The organism is Alteromonas lipotrueae (assembly GCF_019249215.1).
Taxonomy (GTDB): domain Bacteria; phylum Pseudomonadota; class Gammaproteobacteria; order Enterobacterales; family Alteromonadaceae; genus Alteromonas; species Alteromonas lipotrueae.
In genome coordinates this window covers 69,010-89,455 of the sequence record NZ_JAESDI010000001.1, presented here as the reverse complement: position 1 = coordinate 89,455, position 20,446 = coordinate 69,010, and the positions used below count along the sequence as shown (strand labels likewise).

16 protein-coding genes are annotated in these 20,446 nt (G+C 43.6%); all 16 read right to left on the bottom strand.

The window, feature by feature from the left end; genetic code table 11:
• Positions 1–36: 36 nt before the first annotated feature.
• A complete protein-coding gene (locus JKP82_RS00385) occupies positions 37–738 on the bottom strand; it encodes a YIP1 family protein (RefSeq protein WP_159529647.1) in 702 nt (233 codons plus the stop codon).
• A 241-nt stretch (positions 739–979) separates the two neighbouring features.
• Entirely contained in the window at positions 980–2,710 is a 1,731-nt protein-coding gene (locus tag JKP82_RS00380; RefSeq protein ID WP_159529649.1) for an SLC13 family permease, read from the bottom strand.
• A 19-nt stretch (positions 2,711–2,729) separates the two neighbouring features.
• Positions 2,730–4,145 carry a sulfate adenylyltransferase subunit CysN gene (cysN, locus tag JKP82_RS00375; RefSeq protein ID WP_218395423.1) on the bottom strand — a complete coding sequence of 472 codons (1,416 nt, stop codon included), beginning with the start codon at positions 4,143–4,145 and terminating at the stop codon, positions 2,730–2,732.
• Between the two features lies 1 nt (position 4,146).
• Positions 4,147–4,929, bottom strand: a complete 783-nt coding sequence (gene cysQ / locus JKP82_RS00370) for a 3'(2'),5'-bisphosphate nucleotidase CysQ (RefSeq protein WP_218395421.1) — start codon at positions 4,927–4,929, stop codon at positions 4,147–4,149.
• Positions 4,930–4,946: 17 nt separating this feature from the next.
• Complete coding sequence (gene cysC, locus JKP82_RS00365; RefSeq protein WP_218395419.1) at positions 4,947–5,543, bottom strand: adenylyl-sulfate kinase; 597 nt, start codon at positions 5,541–5,543, stop codon at positions 4,947–4,949.
• Positions 5,543–6,457, bottom strand: a complete 915-nt coding sequence (cysD, locus tag JKP82_RS00360; protein ID WP_013784935.1) for a sulfate adenylyltransferase subunit CysD — start codon at positions 6,455–6,457, stop codon at positions 5,543–5,545. Before cysD ends, cysC begins: the two co-directional genes overlap by 1 nt.
• Before the next feature lie 311 nt (positions 6,458–6,768).
• Positions 6,769–8,277: a sodium/proline symporter PutP gene (gene putP / locus JKP82_RS00355; RefSeq protein WP_218395417.1), complete on the bottom strand. Its 1,509-nt coding sequence runs from the start codon at positions 8,275–8,277 to the stop codon at positions 6,769–6,771.
• A gap of 150 nt (positions 8,278–8,427) precedes the next feature.
• The gene (locus tag JKP82_RS00350) at positions 8,428–10,437 is read right to left on the bottom strand and encodes a GGDEF domain-containing protein (RefSeq protein WP_218395415.1); all 2,010 of its coding nucleotides are present in this window, start codon (positions 10,435–10,437) and stop codon (positions 8,428–8,430) included.
• A 253-nt stretch (positions 10,438–10,690) separates the two neighbouring features.
• Positions 10,691–11,395, bottom strand: coding sequence for a DUF3379 family protein (locus tag JKP82_RS00345; protein WP_159529659.1), 705 nt, complete (start codon positions 11,393–11,395; stop codon positions 10,691–10,693).
• Positions 11,388–11,945 carry a sigma-70 family RNA polymerase sigma factor gene (locus JKP82_RS00340; protein WP_129737289.1) on the bottom strand — a complete coding sequence of 186 codons (558 nt, stop codon included), beginning with the start codon at positions 11,943–11,945 and terminating at the stop codon, positions 11,388–11,390. Before JKP82_RS00340 ends, JKP82_RS00345 begins: the two co-directional genes overlap by 8 nt.
• 154 nt (positions 11,946–12,099) lie before the next feature.
• Positions 12,100–13,953, bottom strand: coding sequence for a DUF885 domain-containing protein (locus JKP82_RS00335; protein WP_218395413.1), 1,854 nt, complete (start codon positions 13,951–13,953; stop codon positions 12,100–12,102).
• Positions 13,954–14,105: 152 nt separating this feature from the next.
• Positions 14,106–15,887, bottom strand: a complete 1,782-nt coding sequence (locus JKP82_RS00330) for a BatD family protein (protein WP_218395411.1) — start codon at positions 15,885–15,887, stop codon at positions 14,106–14,108.
• A complete protein-coding gene (locus JKP82_RS00325; RefSeq protein WP_218395409.1) occupies positions 15,888–17,885 on the bottom strand; it encodes a vWA domain-containing protein in 1,998 nt (665 codons plus the stop codon).
• Complete coding sequence (locus JKP82_RS00320; RefSeq protein WP_159529667.1) at positions 17,885–18,919, bottom strand: vWA domain-containing protein; 1,035 nt, start codon at positions 18,917–18,919, stop codon at positions 17,885–17,887. The genes JKP82_RS00325 and JKP82_RS00320 overlap by 1 nt, the downstream gene beginning before the upstream one ends.
• A complete protein-coding gene (locus tag JKP82_RS00315; RefSeq protein WP_159529669.1) occupies positions 18,912–19,484 on the bottom strand; it encodes a DUF4381 domain-containing protein in 573 nt (190 codons plus the stop codon). The genes JKP82_RS00320 and JKP82_RS00315 overlap by 8 nt, the downstream gene beginning before the upstream one ends.
• Entirely contained in the window at positions 19,484–20,446 is a 963-nt protein-coding gene (locus JKP82_RS00310; protein WP_159529671.1) for a DUF58 domain-containing protein, read from the bottom strand. The genes JKP82_RS00315 and JKP82_RS00310 overlap by 1 nt, the downstream gene beginning before the upstream one ends.

Genomic DNA, 20,446 nt, shown 5'->3' with positions numbered 1-20,446 from the left:
TAGGTGTAAGAAGCGCGTTGTAAGTGGTATAGCATACTAGATAAGCGCGAACACACCCCAAATACCGTAAATCACTACGTATGGAGCAGAAGCAATAATTGCCGCCTTTTTCGTAGAAAATGAGGTCCATTGGGTAATACCTACCATGGTGAGATAGATAGTCCAAAATAACTCAACACGAATAGCTTGAGCAAATGCAAACCATGGTGATGTCATTTCGACACCGAGTAGGTAAGAAAGTGACAGTGGAGCAAGTATTGCCGGTGATATTTGATGATCGCTCGCAAACATAATTAGTGTCGCCGCGATAAGGCCTGTTACTACGTAAGGCATAGATACCCACCACGTAAAGCCATACCAGTCTGTAAAACCAAAAACGTGACTGTCATCACTGCGTGTCGTTAAATTCAAATAAACGGCAAAAATAGCGTTAACCACAGTAAGTGCAAAGAATGCGCCTAGTAATTGGGTCAGCATTAGGGTGTTTCTGGTGAAAAAGGCGCGCATTTGGTCTTCTTCTGCGGGACTCATTGCATCTTGGGCGGCAATATTAATATTCGCAAACCATTCAATATCAACGAAGTTAACGTATAGATATTGAGACGCCAACGTCATCATCATAACAATAAGAAAAGGAAACCAACTCCAATTGTTTTTTTCGCCAACCGCTTTAAATACGCCATTGGGCCGAAAGAATATATCGTTACACGCTTGAAAGGGGTTTGATACTGACTGCATCCGTTGCTCCGAGATAAAATATTATATTCGTTTGGGTTAGGTTACTGATATAGCGAAGCTAAGTACAGGAGCTGTTTAAAGAACTGTACCTGTTTTTAGTAAAAACTTGTGTCGAGAGCCTAGTTGAGAAACTTAACCGTGCTCACAGCAATGCCACAAACGTAAAAAGGCCAGTATTAAATACTGGCCTTTTGATAACATCGTCTATTGCGTAACGGATACTTCGTAAAGGGGGTATCGTTTAATGACTTAAATACGTTAAGTTCAATAAGCAGAGCACGATTGCGCTATACAGTAGCGAGATAGGTAACCCTATTCGGATAAAATGGCTAAATTTATAATTAGCCGCATTAAACACTAACAGGTTAGTTTGGTATCCAAACGGCGATATAAAGCTAGCACTCGCTGCAAAAGCAACCGATAACGCAAACGGCATAAGTGGGGCACCGATGATTTCAACCAGCCCATATGCAAAGGGGAACATGAGCGCAGCTGCTGCGTTATTGGTCACAAATTCGGTTAACAGTAGGGTAGTAAAATACACCACGATTAACGCAATAAACCAATCGGTGTCGGCTAAGTAGGGAATTAACTGCGCAGTCGAAATGGCAATAACGCCCGACGACTCTAATGAGGTGGCTAAGCTTAACGCCCCAACAATCACAATAATAAGGTTCAGCGGTAAATTACGCTTCATCTCACCGTTGTTTGTTACCTTAGAGCCAATCAATACAGCCGCCAAAAACAACAAACCCATCGCAAGTGAAATAATATCTGCCGCGGCTAACGTCACTACAGTTAGAAATCCACCAAGGGTTATCCATTCCTGTCGATTGGTTAGCGGGCGAGAGATTTTCTGCTCAGACAATATAAAGAAGTTTTTACTTAAATTTTGTCGCGTATTGAAATCTGGCCCAGCCGCAAGCAACAGAAAATCACCCGCTTTAAGCTTAATTTCACCGAGCTTACCTGATAGTTGCTCGCCGTCACGGCGAATAGCCACTACGGCCGAATCGAACAATGCCCTAAAACCGAGGTTTTTAATGGTTTGCCCAATAATTTGTGCGCGGTTTGCCACAACCACTTCCGTTAAGCTTTCACGCAAAATACCATCGGTTTCGGCAAAGGTGGTTAACCCTTTTATGTGGCTTAAGTTATCAAGCTTTTGAACATTGCCGGTAAAGATAAGTTTATCGTTTTCTGCAATCACTAAGTCGGGGCCCACGGGAGAAATAAGGTTTCCGTCGCGAACCACTTCAACCAAAAATAATTCAGGTAAGTTACGAAGGTGGTTTTGTTCAACGGTTTTGCCAATGAGCTCTGAACCCGTATTTACTTTAGCTTCCACCATGTACTCTTGGTAGTTGTCATTCTTGTTCGCAATATTAGGCAGTAACGGTGTAAGCACAAACATCAGTACGCCGCAGCTTAAACCGGCCACTAGCCCGTATAATGTGAAGTCGAAAAAGTTAAAGCCAGGGTGTCCATGCTCTTGTAAAAAGCTATCGACAATCAGGTTGGTTGAAGTACCAATTAAGGTAACGGTTCCACCTAAAATAGCGGCATAAGAAAGCGGAATAAGTAAACGCGAAGCAGGGTGATATTGGTTTTGCTTAATAGGGCCTATAAGGCTGGCCACAATAGCGGTATTGTTTAACAGCGCTGATGAAATGAAGGTGAGTGAAAACAACTTCCAATACGACTTAGAGAAGCTCGTACTCACTAGTTTTCTACCAATACGCTTTATTAACGCAGTTTTATCTATTGCACTGCTGACGAGCAACAGCAAGACAAGGGTAATCAGCCCTTTGTTGGTTAGGTTCAACAAAATGTCATCAAGTGACAATTGTTGTGAAACCAATAGTAATAACACGGCGCCTGAAAAAACAGTAGACGGGCGCTGATTTGAAAAAATCAGCGCAAAAATCGTGCTGGCGAAAATCGCCAGCACGATAAACTGGTTAATATCCATATATTTTCCAGTCCTGCTTTTACAGCTTGCTAATGTCCACAGCGCTCCAATGAGGGAAGTGCTTACGTACTAGCGCATTAAACTCTAATTCAAACTCTGAGAAGTCTGGAGAAGCGTGTTGTGCATCTTTAGCAAGTTCATCAATGATCATACCTGCGCCAACAGTACTGTTAGTCATGCGATCAATAACGATGAAAGAACCAGTAGGGCGATTACGCTTGTACGGGTCGCACGCGACGGATTGGGTAAATTTCACATCTACCACACCAATTTCATTCAAGTTAAGGTGCATCGCGTCTTTTTCTTCAAGGGTGTTCACATCAATTTGGTTATCGATATGAGACACAACACCTGTTGTTGACTTGGTCGCAAACTTAAACAAGAACTGCTTGTTTGGCATAAGTGGCTCTTCGTCCATCCATACCAAATGTGTTTTAAATTGAGTAGAAAGTAGCGGTAAGTTACCTGACTTAACAATCATGTCGCCACGTGAAATATCAATTTCATCTTCCAGCGTAAGGGTAACCGCTTGAGGTACGTAAGCACGCTCTTGGTCACCTTCAAAAGTCACAATTGATTTTACTTTCGACGTTTTACCAGAAGGAAGTGCAGTTACTTCGTCGCCTGGTTCAATTTGACCAGATACCACCGTACCTGCAAAGCCACGAAAATCTAGGTTAGGGCGGTTAACGTATTGAACAGGGAAGCGAAAATCATCGTGATTATCGTCTTCACCAATTTTCGTGTTCTCTAGCATCTGCATAAGCGGAATACCATCGAACCATGGTGTGTGTTCGCTCACGTTTACTACGTTGTCACCTTCAAGTGCAGAAAGCGGTACGAACTGAATATCTGGAATATCCAATTGCTCTGCAAATTTCAGATAGTCTTGCTGAATCTGGTTGTACACTTCTTCAGAGTAATCCATTAAGTCCATTTTGTTGATAGCAACAATAACGTGCTTAATACCTAACAAAGATACGAGGAAAGAGTGACGTTTAGTTTGCACTTTTACGCCGCCACGAGCATCAACAAGTATGATGGCAAGGTCGCAAGTAGATGCGCCAGTTACCATGTTACGCGTGTACTGTTCGTGCCCCGGAGTATCGGCAATAATAAACTTACGCTTGTCGGTAGAGAAGTAGCGGTAGGCTACGTCAATCGTAATACCTTGCTCTCGCTCTGACTGAAGGCCATCAACCAATAAGGCTAAATCGACTTTCTCGCCAGTTGTACCTGATTTTTTGCTGTCTTTAGTAATGGCAGCAAGTTGGTCTTCATAAATCATTTTTGAGTCATGAAGTAGGCGACCGATTAGGGTACTTTTACCGTCATCTACACTTCCGCATGTAAGGAAACGTAGCATGTCTTTTTGTTCGTGTTGCTCAAGGTAAGATAATATGTCTTGCTTTAATAAATTGTTTTCGTTGTTCATGTTATGCGCTCACAAGGAAAAAGGGGTTTAACACAGACTCTTTTTGGTTGTAAGTAAGAGCGTCGGCGTTGTCATTTAACGGATCGTTTGGGTCTAGCACAGTTACATTTGCACCTGCGGCTAGGGCTACAGCATGGGCTGCACCTGTGTCCCATTCGGAAGTTGGGCCTAATCGAGGATAAAGGTGAGCTTCACCTTCAGCTACTAGGCATAACTTTAATGAACTACCCATAGCCACTAATTCGGTTTCACCCTCTAATTGAGACAGTAAATTTTGAATTTCAGGGCTTTGGTGAGAGCGACTTCCTACTATTTTCCATACTTCAGCGCCATCGTGCTTGCGGGCAGAAATAGCAGTAAATTCGCCGTTAACTTCAGTCCATGCGCCTTCACCAACAATGCCTACATAACTTTTGTTAAGAGCAGGTGCGTAAACCACACCCATAGTAGGTTTGCCATCTTCAATCAACGCTATGTTCACTGTGAATTCACCATTCTTTTTAATGAATTCTTTCGTGCCATCAAGCGGATCAACAAGCCAGTAAGACTGCCATTGTTTACGCTCATCCCAAGAAATGTCTGCCGACTCTTCCGATAAAATAGGAAGATCAGATTCTTTTTCAAGGGCATCAACAATTACGTTATGTGCCGCTAAGTCAGCTTCGGTTAGCGGGCTGGTATCCTGCTTTTCATAAATGGCGAAGTCTTTATCGTAAATCGCCATTATTTTATCGCCTGCTTCTTTTGCAATGCGAAGAATGGTTTGTGCCAGTGTATTAGTCATTGTATTAGCCTGGGCCATTACACAAGTCCTTTTTCTTGCAGTAACGCATATAAGCGCTCAGCAGTTTGTTCTGCAGGTTCATCTTGATACGTTAAATGTATCTCAGGCTTTTCCGGTCCTTCATAAGCAGAATCAATACCAGTGAAATCTTTAATTTCACCGCTACGTGCTTTTTTATAAAGCCCCTTCGGATCGCGCTTTTCGCACACTTCAATCGGTGTGTCGATAAACACTTCAACGAATTCACCGTCTTCTAAAAGACCACGACAATAGTCGCGATCTGCTTTAAAAGGAGAGATAAAGGCTGTTAAAACCAGCGTGCCAGAATCTACAAACAGTTTTGCAACTTCACTAATTCTGCGAATATTTTCCACGCGGTCTTTATCGCTAAAGCCTAAGTCGCCACACAAGCCATGACGCACGTTGTCACCATCTAATAGGTAAGTGTGCTTATCTTGCTCGTGAAGTTTCTTCTCAAGCAAGTTGGCCAACGTCGACTTGCCAGAACCACTTAGGCCGGTAAGCCAGAACACGCGAGGCGATTGATTCAGCTTTGCAGCGCGGGTGGTTTTATTCACCTCATGCTTGTGCCAAACAACGTTGTCGGTGGCCATTAGAAATACCCTTCCATTTTCTTCTTCTCCATAGAGCCAGAACTATCGTGATCGATCACGCGGCCTTGACGCTCGGAAGTCTTAGTAAGTAGCATTTCTTGAATTACTTCTGGCAAGGTAGCCGCAGTAGATTCAACCGCACCCGTTAGTGGGTAACAACCCAGTGTACGGAAGCGTACTGAACGCATTTCAGGCGTTTCGCCTTCGTTCATTGGCATACGTTCGTCATCAACCATAATCAATACACCATCACGCTCTACAACAGGGCGAGGTTTCGACAAGTAAAGCTGAGGAATGTCGATGTTTTCTAAGTAAATGTATTGCCAGATATCAAGCTCAGTCCAGTTAGACATAGGGAATACACGGATGCTTTCACCTGGGTTAACTTGCGAGTTGTAGATGTTCCAAAGCTCAGGACGTTGGTTTTTAGGATCCCAACGGTGGTTGCTATCACGGAATGAGTAAACACGCTCTTTCGCGCGAGATTTTTCTTCGTCACGACGCGCCCCACCAAAGGCAGCATCAAACTTATATTTGTTTAAGGCTTGCTTAAGCGCAGCAGTTTTCATGATATCAGTGTGCTTTGCTGAACCATGTGAGAACGGGCCTACGCCTTGTTCAACGCCTTCTTCATTAATGTGTACTAGCAAATCGAAACCATGTTTCTTGGCTTGCTGGTCACGAAATTCAATCATTTCTTGGAATTTCCACGTAGTGTCAACGTGAAGCAATGGAAATGGAATTTTACCAGGAGCAAAAGCTTTGCGCGCTAAATGCAACAACACCGAAGAGTCTTTTCCAACAGAATAAAGCATTACCGGATTATCAAACTCCGCAGCAACTTCACGGAAAATTTGAATACTCTCGGCTTCGAGTTGTTTCAGATGCGTAACAGACGGGATACTTGCAGTCATTTTCGAGTCCGATTTATGTTATATAAGATTAAGTTATATGCGAGTTATTTTTATGCATAGAACAATAACACATTTAATTCTCAATGTAGTATGCGATTTTGCTATTTAAAATAGCTGGCTTATACCAAGAAATAAAAGTGTCATATAAATTGGGCATAAGCGCGGTCTTATCTGTCGGCCAAGACGCATAATCAATAGCTACTGCAGTGAGAAAAGGGCGCTTAATACAGTTTGAGGAATGTATAAAAAAGCCCCGTTGTACGGGGCTTTTGGCGATGTTATTGACTAGCTAATTAAAAGGTTTAAGCGAGTTACCGATGAGATTCAAGTTTCTTCTGAAAAGCATCGAAGGTTTCAAGTACCCCTTCTCGAGGCGACCCTGATTTGCTCAATATTAAAATGGTCAGACTAGATAGAATGAACCCAGGTACAATTTCGTACATCCAGCTTCCTAACGATTCTCCATTAATTGTCACTGGTAGGTAAATCCATAATAATACGGTCACTGCACCTACAACCATACCGCCAAGGGCTGCACGACGGGTCATTTCACGTTTAAACAAGCTGAATAATACTAGCGGGCCAAATGCAGCACCAAAGCCTGCCCATGCATTACTCACCAAATCTAGAATACTGCTGTCTCTGTCATAAGCGAGAAATATAGCGACCAAGGCAACAGCTACCACACTGCCGCGCCCAGCAATTACTAACTCTTTATCGGACGCATCACGTCTGATAAACGCTTGGTAAAAGTCACTCGTCAGAGAACTTGATGTCACTAATAACTGTGAAGAAATAGTACTCATAATGGCCGCTAAAATAGCCGCAAGTAGGAATCCACCAATAAGTGGGTGGAACAGGATTTGTGAAAGGTAGATAAAAATGGTTTCAGGGTCGATACTATTTCCATTACCAGTAACGTAGGCCAGCCCAAACAAGCCTGTCATGAGCGCACCAATAATAGAAACTATCATCCAACTCATGCCGATTCTACGTGCGGTGGGAATGTCTTCAACAGAACGGATTGCCATAAAACGTACAATAATGTGTGGTTGTCCGAAATAACCAAAACCCCAAGACATCAGGGATATGATACCAATAACCGAGATGGCCTCATTAGTAGACGCATCCATAAAGGCATTGAAGAGGGCTGGACTGATACTATCCAGGGCGTTAATAGAAGCGCCTATACCACCAAGTTCAGTGATGACCACTGCAGGCACGAGTATCAATGATATGAACATGATACAGCCTTGCACGAAATCGGTCATGCTCACCGCCATAAAGCCGCCTACTAGTGTGTAAGCAACTACTACGCCTGCAGTTACATATAAGCCAACTTCGTAGGAAAGACCGAATGAGGTCTCAAATAGCTTTCCGCCAGCGACTACGCCCGACGAAGTATAAAGGGTAAAGAAAATAACAATAACCACAGAGGCAATAACACGAAGTAATCGAGAGTTGTCAGCAAAACGGTTTTCAAAATAATCAGGAAGGGTAATCGAATTATTAGCAACCTCGGTGTAAACCCTCAAACGAGGCGCAACTAAAATGTAATTGGCTAATGCACCAAGTACAAGGCCAACGGCTATCCACGCAGCGGAAAGACCTGAAACGTACATCGCACCGGGAAGACCCATGAGCATCCATCCGCTCATATCTGATGCACCGGCTGACAATGCAGTGACGGCTGGACCGAGTTGCCGGCCACCTAACATGTAGCCTTCTACATTCGTATCTGTTTGCCGGTAAGCGAAAAGACCGATACCCAGCATGACAGCAAAATAGAGTCCCAATGAAATGATCGTACCCGTAGCCATATAAATTCCCTATGTTTTTTCATGCAATGCTACCATCAATAGCAAAGACTCTCTACGTAAGTCATTAACCTTGAATATCTTGAGTACGTATAAACCCCAATAAAGTTTGCTAAATTCAGAAAGCTGACAGATTCAAAATGGGAGTGAATGTTATAAATTCTCGTTCAAATAAGCGGGGAACGACATGGTTTCTATCTTACCTCTACCTGCACTTTTGGCGCGGTAGAGCAAGTTATCGCATGCCTTTATAATCTTATTGATATTTCGCTCACTTTTTACCTGAATGACACCGGCCGAGAAGCTGGCACTGAAAGTCGCCTCAGTTGTTGACCAATCTTGATGGCTCTCTATCGAAATTTTTACGTCTTCTAGCAAGGCTTTCGCGTTTTCTTCTGTTGTATCGTGTAGATACAATAAGAATTCTTCCCCGCCATAGCGGCAGAACTTATCTGTCTTTCTAATTCGTTGGCGGACAACTTTCCCAAATTTTGTTAGTACTTCATCACCTACCACATGACCGTACCTGTCATTTACTTTTTTGAAATGGTCCAAGTCGAGAAGCACTAAACAAGATGTCACCTTGCTAGACATAGGTTTCGCAATTGCCTTAAACATGGCCCTCCTGACAAGAGCACCAGTCAAATCATCAATTTCACTAGCTTGAGCACGGGAGCGCTGTCTACGCCAAAACCAGAATAGTAAAAACGTCGACATCACGGCAACTAACGCAAAAGTGAGAGCTTGGAATCGCTCCGCTTTTAACTTTAAGGTTTGTTTGTCTTTTAATCGTGCCATTTCTTGCAACTTGTTAATGGTAATGTCTCGTTGCAACGGTGAATCGATGTTTATTTCATCCAAGTGTTTAACTGATCTATTTGGCTGGTTTCTAAGAAAATCGTATCGATGTTGATGGAAAAGCGCTTTTTTGAAATTTCCCCTTAATCTATGTAGATCCCTAAGATGGGCGTGCTTGGTTAGCAAAATTGACGAACTGTAAGAAGAATTCTTGGCTTGTAAATCAAAATCCGACGTTAACGCATCCATAGCCATTTCAAATTCAGTGCCACTGCCTTTAAGTGCCAAGTGCGTTGCTTGAAGAGAAGATAACACGGGCAATAGATTTATGTCTGTGGGAAGTGTAACACCCTCAAAATGAGATAAGTTTTCAGTTAGCGCCGCTATTTTCTCACGATCGCCCTGTTTATCTCGGTGAAGGTAAACACTGACTCTTAACCATAAACTGAATAGCGTTTGTTGAACACTTCGATTTTCGATAGAAACTAGCTCTGATTCGTCCACCATTGTGAAAGCATCGTCAAATCTTTGTAAGTGGTTTAGACTATTGATTAATCCGACATAAACGTATGACGTCGCAATATCATGTTCCTTGCTATCTTCTATGACGAATTTCTGGTGAGCGACAGCGCGACTATAAATATTTAGATTGGTGTAAGCATCGGCGAGCCATGAATGCGCCATTCTTTTATTAAGTGCAGTCTCTAGGTTGTACTCTTTATCGAAATGTTTCAAAAAGGGCAGTGCATATTCAATTTCCACGACCGCTTTCATTTGGTTTATTTCGGAGTATTCCATAGCAAGCCAGATGCTAGTAATGGCGACCGCATGATGATCTGTGGTTTTTAAGGCTTCTTGTTTGAGCGAATAGAGTAGGGGAATACTATATTCTAAACGTTCACTAGTTTCTAAATGCGCATTCGCAGTTTTATACATAATAAAGACTGCTTTTAAAGCAAAATACCGACTTGCATTAATGTTCTTGAGATACGTCCAATCATCTGGCGATGCTTCGTCAACCAAATCTAAGGGAAGCTTCGAGCCTGATGTAGATAAAGAAGCGTCTAAGTGGTAAAGAACGGTTTTGATTACCTTTCCAATCGCTGATGAGTCCTGTTGAATTTCGCTCGCTATGATTAATTGAGTAATCTCATCATTATTCAGCCCAGGAGGGCTATTCCACATATACATGACGGTGTTAACAAGATTGCCTAATTTGCGAAATTTCTCTTCTTCGCTAAGAAAGTTGTTTGCAACAGCATTAACGGAGGTAAGAGAGACTATTACTACGAAAAGACAGAAGCGGGTCTTCTGAAAAAAGAAGTGAAATAGAGGTGAAGCCGCACGGCTAAAGCGTATATTCATAGGGTAATACTCGTTTTCTTACTACCGCTAGGATTAGCTCTATAGCAGCGAAAACGAAACCAGATGTTATTCTTATTAGTCGATAGTATAAAGTAAGCTGCTCAGTGTTGAAATATCCGACGTCATGTAAATATAGCTAATCATATACACAGGTATAAAAAATCGGCCGCTAGGGCCGATAAAAAATGGGTTTACTGAATACCGTTAAACTATTCAATCTTAGCTAAAACAGCCAAAGCTAATACAGAATAGGCTAGGCAGAAAAGTGAATCTTGTCGGTAACGGCTTTTTTCATTTCAGTTAAGTCAGCACCTTTATTACCAACCACCATAATATTAGCGTGATGCATTTTTATGCTTTCGCCATGGTATTGCTTGTCTTCAAACTCAGCCGGTACTCTCACATCACCGCGCTCGGGCACGATAAACACTGACATTTTACCTTGCGGGGTATCAACAATAAGGTGCAAACTTCTTACTGTGCTTAAGTGACAGTAGTTTACCACTTCAACATCACCAATCATGTCTGTAAAGCTGCCACCAAAGCTGGCGAGTTTTGCATTTACTTGCTCTAAATCTACTGGCAATAATGAATGCGCCCGCTCAGTTTCTGCGTATTGCATATGCGCAAGTGCTTGCCCGCCAATACTAACCGGCTGGTGATACCACATGGTAAAACCTATTCCCACCGTAAAGGCAATACTGGCGGCCATGGCCACATACCAGCGACTTCTTTTCTGATAGCTTGCAAATTCATTTGCCGACTGCTGCCAGATGAGCTTATGCTTCAAGTCTTCAGGTACATCTACTTTTACCGCTTGTTTTAACTGCTTATCGAATTGCTTTTGTTCGTTCCAGAATTTACGTTTGCTTTCATCAGCTTTCGCTGCGGCGATAACATCACTGTCAGTGGTTTCTGGATCGGCGTAAATTCGACGCCTAAATTCTAATTCATCCATTTGCCTGACCTCTCTGTTCATTTTGCCTTTCTAATGCCTCTCTCAATTGGTTTCTTGCACGGAATAATCGTGTCATCACGGTATTTTTATTCAAATTCAGTTGCTGTGATATTTCATCACCGCTAAAACCAAATATAAGCTGCAAGACCAGAGGCTCGCGGTATTCGTCACTTAGCCCACCCAATAAACGGTGTAGCTCTCGGTCTTGAACATCGCCTTCTGCATCTTGAGTTTCATCATGCACCGACACATCATCGATATCGACAGTATCGAATTGTTTGCGCTCAAAGCGTCGCGCATTCTCGCGGCGCAATATGGTAATTAACCATGACTTGGCCGCTTTTTCATCATTGAGTGAGTCGAGTGAGCGCCATGCTCTTAAAAAGGTTTCTTGCACAATATCTTCCGCCACCGAGCGGTCTTTAACCAGCCAGTACGCGTAGCGAAATATATCTGCATGAAACGCATTGACGAGCGCTTCGTATCGTTTGTGTTTTGCTTTCATGTTGGATAAGACCCGACTACTTCCAGATCTATTTCGTGCAAACATAAAAAATCCGCTATTTTTTATTTTTTTTATTATGGCATAAAAAAAGCAGCCATAAGGCTTATCCTAAAGGCTGCTTTAATTCTCACTAATCCTAGTTATTAAATCGCCTAGCGCACCGATTTAATACAAAGGCGTTTAAAAATATATTACAGATTTAGCCTACTTTCTTACTGGCTATCCAAGCATCGATGTTTTCTTCTAAGATTGAAAGCGGAACAGGCCCATGCTTAAGTACTTCATCATGGAATCCGGCCCAGTCGAAATTATCACCTAGCTCAGCCATCGCTTTTTCTCTAAGTTCCATAATTTTAAGCTTGCCAATCATGTAGGCTGTTGCTTGACCTGGCATGGCGATATAGCGCTCAATCGCTTTTTGTGCATCGTATTCTGGGTTAGGCGTATTTTCAACTAAGTAGGTTACCGCTTCTTCGCGACTCCACTTTTTAGCATGAATACCGGTATCAACAACCAGTCGGCATGCACGCCATAATTCCATCGCAAGGCGGCCAAAGTCAGAGTAAGGGTCTTGGTAGAAGCCCATATCTCTAGCAAGCTCTTCGGAATAAAGCCCCCAACCTTCGGTGTAGGCCGTAAAGCTTAAGAATTTTTGGAACTGAGGCACACCCTCCAGCTCTTGTGCAATTGCGCGTTGCATATGGTGACCTGGAATACCTTCATGGTACGCCAATGCTTCTAGTTGATAGGTTGGCATTGCGCTCATGTCGTAAAGGTTTGCGTAATAAGTGCCTGGGCGGCTGCCATCTTGCGCAGGGCTTTGGTAAAACGCCTTACCGGCTGATTGCTCACGGAACGCTTCAACACGTTTAACCACCATTGGCGCTTTAGGAAGAATGCCAAAGTAATCTGGTAGTGCGTCGCGCATATCGTCAATGGCTTTTGTTGCGTCATCTAAATATTGTTGACGTCCGGCTTCAGTGGCAGGAAGATAAAATTGTTCATCTTCACGCATAAATACGAAGAACTCTTGCAACGTGCCTTCAAATTCCACCTTTTTCATAATATCGCGCATAGCTGTATGGATACGCTCAACATTATCAAGGCCTATTTGATGCACTTCATCGGCGGTTAAATCAGTGGTAGTAAACCAGTTTAAGCGGTTCTGATACCATTTATCGCCATCAGGCAAGCGCCATACACCATCACCTTCAGGGGTAATGGTTTTTTGATGTTCTAATTCTTGAATAAAGTCTTTGTAAGCCGGCATAACAGAAGTAACTAGCGCAGCTTTTGCTTCACCCAACAAGGTTGTTTTCTCTACATCATCAAGCTCAAGGTTATTAACCTTGGCATTAAAGTCTTCCCAAATAGTGGAAGGCGTATCGCTGGTATCAAAAGGGGTGCCTGTAACCACGTTTTGTGATGCAGCAATCATCTGATCATAAGCCCAAGCAGGGGGGAATACGCCAGCTTGCTCACGTAGCTTCATCTGACTAATGATTTGCTTGAAATACTCGCTCACATTGTCTAAACGGCTTATATAAGCTTGGGCGTCTTCTTTGCTTTTTACGCCGTGTATATTAATTAAGAAACTAGGCACCTGCGTATGTGCGGCACGAAATTGATGTACTACATAGGTATGATGGCGGAACTCATCGTTGGCTAAATCGCGTTCGATACCTAACTTGTATAATCGTAGGCTCAACTTCTCTTGGTCGCTCAGCGTACTAGTATCAAAACTTTCAATGGTTTCTAGGCGATTTTTTGCTTTCGCTATGTTCTTTTCTTTTTGCTCCTCCGAAACATCATTCCACTTGTCGTAGTCCCACTTAATGCCTAGGTAGCTTTGAAACATTGGCGAGCTTTTAAGGTCTTCTTCGAAAGTACGCTCAAAAAAAGCATTAACCCGTGCGGAGTCAGTTTGAGTTTCAGTTTCTATTGCTGGGGCCGGTTGCTTGGTGGTTTGGTTTGTTTCAGGCGCGGGTGAACATGCCATTAGCCCAAGCATTGCAATAGCAATGGGGGATAGCGATAACAGTGGTGCTTTCATGAGTTCTCCTGGTTAGGTGGTCGCGGTAGTATTGCTACCGTCTATTTTTTAGCTTTATCTTTAAATTCGTAACCCTTGGCACGAGTTAATGCCTATTATTAAGCCACTCGTGCCTAGCAGTCCAAGTAAAGCGCCTTTCCTTTGCGCAGTATCTAGGTAGAGGGGTACAAATTAATTAAGGTATTTTTACCAGATTTCTTGTTTTTTAACCAAGAATCTCTGGCGTTTTTAATTGCGCTTTGCATTGATTCGGGTTTCCAATCGCTTTTCGACTTACTAAACCGTGTTTGCTGCAATGCATTCAAATGAGACTGAATCTCGCTAGTTGCGCCGTGGTCGGATGGATTTATAAATCCTCTTTGATTGGGGTATAAACACTTCAACCAGGCTTGCAATGCTGGTGTAATTGCCGATGTATTACTCGCTTTTACTGACGCCATTAACGACTTAAATGCCGCCGCTTCATCACCTGAATTCGCTACTGAAAAAGTATTAGCGGAAGCGGCCGTATAATTTGTTTTTTGTCTTCTTTGCATTAGATAAGTCACTATCCAAGCGATAGCCGTGATCACCCAGAGGGCTGCAAATAGCCAAGTTAAGTAATGGGGAGTTTGCGCTTCGCCATTATTGGCTACTGAATGTTGTGATTCACTATTTAGCCCGCTATCACTTTCAGTTGCTCCGGCTCGATTAGCGGTAATTGAAGTCGCGTTACTAGCCGGTTGATTATCAAAACCTGACTGTGTAGGCATAGTAGGTGACGTTGCCCCAGCATCTGGTTGAACGTTGGCTGCTTGAACAGTGACTGTGCGGGCAGGGATGGTCGCATACTCTGTTTGCTCGGTTAAGGTATTAAACCAAGGAATAGTCACTTCCGGTAATACAAAACTGCCTGCTTGAGTTGGGATCACCGCCAGTGAGCTTTTGCGCTGTGCAATCAGTGTACTGTCTTTTTCTACCGTGGTAGTGGAGGATTGATCTGGATACAACTTAAAGTGGGGAGGGTAAAACTCCGGTATTTCTGGTAACTGTTCTTCCACCACGCCTAGGGCCGTAAGCGTGACCACGCGAGTAATAGGCTCGCCAACTACAAAGGCATCGCCTTGAGGCCACTCTTCATCAACCCGCGCCATTTCAGAGGGTAACCAGGGGTAATCAATACCCGCGGGGATCGGTTTAATATTTACCGTAATGTCGGGTCCAACACGGTTAACTTGCTGAGTTCGATTGAATAGACCGAAACGTTGATTGGTATTAGCGGCAGCCACTTCTGCAGTGAAAACTGGCCCTCTAATGGTAAATTCACCTGATGCTTGGGGCACAATGGCAAACTGGCGTTCAATAATTTGGTAACGTCTACCATTTACAATGTCGGTATATTGTTTGTCATCACCTAACTGCTTTATTTCGGCGTTTTGCATGGTGGGTGATTGCAAACTACCGCGCTCAATATTCGTCGCCAAATGCAGTTTTATGGTATAGAAAAGCTGTTGGTTTAAAAAGGCTTCTTTTAAATCAATATCGGTAGTTACAAAGTAATCGCGCGCGACATTATCAGACTGTTGAACCGGAATAACATTCACCGACATAGGCGCTGTTTTTTTACCTTCTATGCTTATAGCCGGTATGGTGAACGTACCTTCTTTACGCGGAAAGAGGGTGGTAGTCCAGGTCGTTGTTTTCTTGGTATCAAAGTTCACAATAGATGTTTGACTGCTCACCGATGTTCTACCAACAACGAAGTCTTTTAGTAATATTGAGCTATCAAAAGACTCCCGATCTGCGCCGCCATTTGCCACAACGGTTAACCGAATAGCCTCATCAAGCATAACCGGATTTTTATCGATGGTGGCTTCAACCGAAGTCACATCTGCCAGCACAACCATGCTGCGTAAAAGTAATAAAAGGGTTGTAGTGAATAAAATTGCTTTCATCTACCAATCACTCCGATTTGAAGGCATGCGTTGTCTTTGGCGCTTCTGCGCTTCTAATTGCATTTTTCGTTTTAATAAGAACGCGGGGTCATCTGGTACTCTGCGCATTAAATTTTCAAGACGTTGCTGTTGTTCTTTTTCAGCATCTGTCATCTCACCAGCTTGAGCCATAGCTGCATCGGTTTCTTGCTGGGTTTCATCGGTACCTTCTTCATTTCCAGTATTTTGAGGGGCGCCTGAGTCTTCTTTGTCGTTTTCTTCACCGTTGGCACCATTTTGCGCGTCCGACTCATTTGGGTTCTGGGTATCATCTTGTTCACCCCCTTCATTTTGTGAAGATTGGGGATCATTTTGGCTATCATTTTCATCGTTAGCATTCTGATTATCAGCCGCGTTCTGCTCGCTATTTTCGTCAGATGAGTCTTCACTGTTTGAACCATCATTACTTTGGCTATCTTGGCTACTATCGTCGCTACCTTCTTGATTTTCACCTTCACCAGAATCTTGTTGGTTGTCACCCTCATTCGATTGCTGATTTTCTTGATTTTGCTGTTCTTGTTCTTCTTGTTGCTGCTTCAACTGTTCCAATAATGCTTTATTTTCTGCAGCATCTTGATAATTAGCATCTAGTGATAACACTTCATCATATTTGGCGATGGCCTCATCTAGCTTGCCTAACCGAGCCAATGCATTGCCTTGGTTGTACAAACCTTCAATACCGCCTTGTTGTTGATAAGCGACAAGTGCCTGTTCGTAGTCGCCGGCCTTGTAATGTGCCGCGCCTTGCCAAGCAGGGTCTTCAAAAGTAGATGCTGCTTCATTAAATGCGTTATCAGCGTAGTTTGCTAACCCTTCTTGATTGGCATTTAAAAAAGGTTTTTTCCACCACGACACAGAAGGGGAAGTCGAATTCTCTGACGGTGGTTCTTGGGCGACAGATTGCGCCATTACTGATTCACTACTCATCGGCATGTAGATGGCTGCTATGACTGCAAACACTAATCCGCGCCTAAACCCAAGGGCTATTAAGGGAAGTAAACCCAATAATAGATAGGGGCCAAACTCGCGCCATTGGTCGCCTTCAGTATCACTCGCATCTTCCTCAGATTCGCTGTCTCTATTGAGTAACGACAAGGAAGCGAGTGAAGTAATATCGTCATCATTAGTGGTGATTTCACTAAATTTACCGCCGCTAGCACGGACAATAGCATTGACTGCACTGCTATTAAGTTTAGGGATCACAATAGCGCCACTTCTATCTTTAAGTAACTCACCTGTTATCTGCCTTATAGGGGCACCGTCATCTGTACCTACAGCAAGTGCATTTAAGGTGAAAGATAAGTCGGCAACGTATTCTTGAAGCTCCTGTTGCTGGCGTAAATCAATACCATCGGTTATCCAGTAAATCATACCCTTGCTGTAGCCCGCGTTCGTCAATAACTCAGCAGCGGTTTCAACGCCTAACAAAGGGTCGCTGCCAGGAACGGGCATGATTTCCGGTGACAAGCTCGGAAGTAGGGTGGTGATGTTAGCTGCATCTTGAGTGAGTGGGCTCACTACAAACGCGTCGCCTGCATAGGCCACTAATCCCATTTCACCCTCACCAATCTGGTTTACAAGATCAATGGCTTTATATTTAGCGCGGGTAAGTCTATCTGGGGTAATGTCGGTAGCGCGCATCGACAACGACATATCCATTACGATGACATGCCCCATTTTCAGTTGGTAAACCGGTTGCGGTAGCCGTTCCCATGTAGGGCCTGCTAAGGCAACAACGGCAAGCAACCATCCTAATGCAAGCAGCCAGAATGGGGGCTTCTGTCCTTTCGTAAATTTCCCTACCACCATATGCTGATAGAGATGTGACGGAATAACCGACTGCCAGCCCGACTTTTTCGACGTATTTCGCTTAAGGGCTATATAGAGAATAAGCGCGGGAATAAGCGCTATAAACCACTCGGGTCGCAAAAAATGGACATTGTTAGTAAAGTCTTCCATTACACACTTTCCTTTTTATCGCTAGATGAAATAGGTGTGCGTGACAGTGATTTAATCAATGTACTTCCAATCATTATTAATGCCCATAAGGCAGATAAAGCAAAGGCTACCGCCAATGGAAAGTAGAAGAGGGCTGTTAGCGGTCGCATTTTCCTCGCTTCACCTTGGATAGGTTCTAGCGCGTCTAATTTTGCATAAATGGCTTCTAGCTCTTTTACGTCTCTAGCACGGAAGTATTGACCACCAGTTGAGGTAGCAAGGTCACTTAACATGTCTTCATCTAACTCTTGAGAGGGATTCACCTGTCGGCTACCAAAGAAACTTTGAATAAGCATTTTATCTGCGCCTACGCCAATGGTGTAAACCTTCACTTTTTTATTTACTGCCAACTCTTTTGCTTGCTCAGGGGTAATGAAACCTGCGGTATTTTGCCCATCGGTAAGCAAAATAAGCACATTGTTCGATTCGTCTTTTGCATCAAACCGTTTAACAGCCAAACCGATAGCATCGCCAATAGCGGTTTGTTCTCCCACCAAACCAATCACGGATTCGCTCAGTAAAGTAGAAACAGTGTCTCTGTCATAAGTAAGTGGCGCTTGAAGATAAGCGGTATCAGCAAACAATATTAAGCCTAAACGGTCACCCACGCGGCGCTGGATAAAATCGTACAGCACAGACTTTGTCATGGTCAGACGATTCACTTGCCTGCCATTTAATTCCATGTCGTCAATTTTCATACTGCCGGATAAATCTACCGCCAACATCATCTCTCGGCCTTCACTTGGAATGCTAATTGGCTCACCTAGCCATTGAGGACGTGCTGCTGCGATAACCACGCAGAGCCAAATTAGCGATGCAATAACGACCGGGATTTTGCTACTTTTAAGCGGTGATGGCGTTTCTTGAATACCCGGCCTTAAAGCAGGCACTTGTAGGGCAGCCATTACGTGCTGGGGTTTTGCCGGCACTAGGTATCGAACAAGTAAAGGAAGGGGGAGTAGGAACAAAGCCCACCACCATGCGAACTCAAGCATGGGTTGCCTCCTTACCTTTTTGCTGTTCAAACGATGATGGCTGTTGTGAAGCGCGCAATCTCTTATTATTCGAAGGCGAGGTGACTTTAAAGTGTTTCACCCACGCATTTGCAGCTTTACTACATTCGTTAAAATGTTTGTTATCGCATTTGGGCACGTACTGCTGCGAATGCAGCGTTGATAGTGAATCGCTCATCGTATTTTTGCGTCTGTCTGGCAGCGTTTTCAATAGAAACTCATGCCAACTGTTACCATAAAGCCCTGCAACTTGTTGGGGCGTAAAATACGTCACGGCGGTACGTTTTAATACATTGTTGATTTGCATAGGCCAGTTTTCATCTGAAGATGAGATACTTCCAAGCAGTTTTAGTGCATCGCGACGGGGCTTGTTAAATTTATGCTTTTTGACGAGATAAACAATGAGGCTTATTGCCCCCGCTAAAAATAACGCAATTAAGCACCACCAGCCCCAGTCCAGAGGCCAGACGTCTACATTGTCAGGAACATGTATATCTTTAAGCTGTGCAAGAGGATCGGTTTGCGGCATACCTTGGGCTGATTGCATCAAAAGCGCTCCTGTTGCATGCCTTGAATTTGGGTATCAATAGGCAGACCCGCAGAAATATGGTAACGAGAAATATTAGCTTGTTTAAGTGATTGTTCCATTACACTGTTTTGTTGTTCACGCCAACGTTGATAGGTATCTTCTTCTTTTCTGTCACCTAATAACCATCGCTGTTGGTTAATGCCATCGGAAACACTTACCCGTTGAATGGAGCGAGTTTGAGGCAGTGTATGCTCAATAGGATCGTCAACTATAATGGCTCTCACTTCGCAATGGCGTGAAAGCTGACTTAAATGTTGCTGAGCCGCACTGCCTAAATGCTGAAAATCAGACAGTAGATACACTAAGCTACCTGGGCGAGCCAAACGACGAAGTCGAGCACAGGCATCGGCAAAGGATTGGGTATCGGCTTCTTTATTCGCCAACTGTTCATGGCTGGTGGCGTGCAAGTCCATCAATTCGTGACAAATATGCAAAACAGCCCGTTTACGAGCAAGGGGCTTCACTTCTTTGTGCTGGCTTTGGTTAAATAGTAATGCGCCTACTTTGTCGCCGTGAGCAGCTGCAGACCAACTTATTAACGAACAGATATGGGCAACCTGCATAGACTTAGTCAGTAACCGTGTGCCAAACATCATTGAAGGGGAGAAGTCGCAAAACAAAAATACAGGGCGTTCTCGCTCTTCACGATATATTTTGGTGTGGGTTTTACCGGTGCGGGCGGTAACACGCCAGTCGATTGCACGAATGTCGTCACCTGGTTGGTAATGTCTAGCCTCGTCAAACTCCATGCCTCGACCTTTGTGCTTGGTCAAATAGCTGCCTGCAAGGCGAGCTTGTGGCGAGCGCTTAGGAGAAAGACTAAATAGTTTTGCCAACTGCTGATACCGCAATAGTTCAGCAGTAGACAAATTAACCCCGTTGGTTTGCAGTAACGCTAACTGCGAATGAACATCACTCAT

Bases quoted from the DNA above. Each gene is read 5' to 3' on its own strand.
- cysC (WP_218395419.1), bottom strand. From the start codon at position 5,543: ATGGCCACCGACAACGTTGTTTGGCACAAGCATGAGGTGAATAAAACC.
- JKP82_RS00325 (WP_218395409.1), bottom strand. From the start codon at position 17,885: ATGGAAGACTTTACTAACAATGTCCATTTTTTGCGACCCGAGTGGTTT.
- cysN (WP_218395423.1), bottom strand. From the start codon at position 4,145: ATGAACAACGAAAACAATTTATTAAAGCAAGACATATTATCTTACCTT.
- cysD (WP_013784935.1), bottom strand. From the start codon at position 6,457: ATGACTGCAAGTATCCCGTCTGTTACGCATCTGAAACAACTCGAAGCC.
- JKP82_RS00335 (WP_218395413.1), bottom strand. From the start codon at position 13,953: ATGAAAGCACCACTGTTATCGCTATCCCCCATTGCTATTGCAATGCTT.
- JKP82_RS00310 (WP_159529671.1), bottom strand. From the start codon at position 20,446: ATGAGTGATGTTCATTCGCAGTTAGCGTTACTGCAAACCAACGGGGTT.
- JKP82_RS00320 (WP_159529667.1), bottom strand. From the start codon at position 18,919: ATGCTTGAGTTCGCATGGTGGTGGGCTTTGTTCCTACTCCCCCTTCCT.
- JKP82_RS00385 (WP_159529647.1), bottom strand. From the start codon at position 738: ATGCAGTCAGTATCAAACCCCTTTCAAGCGTGTAACGATATATTCTTT.
- JKP82_RS00350 (WP_218395415.1), bottom strand. From the start codon at position 10,437: ATGAATATACGCTTTAGCCGTGCGGCTTCACCTCTATTTCACTTCTTT.
- putP (WP_218395417.1), bottom strand. From the start codon at position 8,277: ATGGCTACGGGTACGATCATTTCATTGGGACTCTATTTTGCTGTCATG.
- JKP82_RS00340 (WP_129737289.1), bottom strand. From the start codon at position 11,945: ATGTTTGCACGAAATAGATCTGGAAGTAGTCGGGTCTTATCCAACATG.
- JKP82_RS00330 (WP_218395411.1), bottom strand. From the start codon at position 15,887: ATGAAAGCAATTTTATTCACTACAACCCTTTTATTACTTTTACGCAGC.
- cysQ (WP_218395421.1), bottom strand. From the start codon at position 4,929: ATGACTAATACACTGGCACAAACCATTCTTCGCATTGCAAAAGAAGCA.
- JKP82_RS00315 (WP_159529669.1), bottom strand. From the start codon at position 19,484: ATGCAATCAGCCCAAGGTATGCCGCAAACCGATCCTCTTGCACAGCTT.
- JKP82_RS00380 (WP_159529649.1), bottom strand. From the start codon at position 2,710: ATGGATATTAACCAGTTTATCGTGCTGGCGATTTTCGCCAGCACGATT.
- JKP82_RS00345 (WP_159529659.1), bottom strand. From the start codon at position 11,395: ATGGATGAATTAGAATTTAGGCGTCGAATTTACGCCGATCCAGAAACC.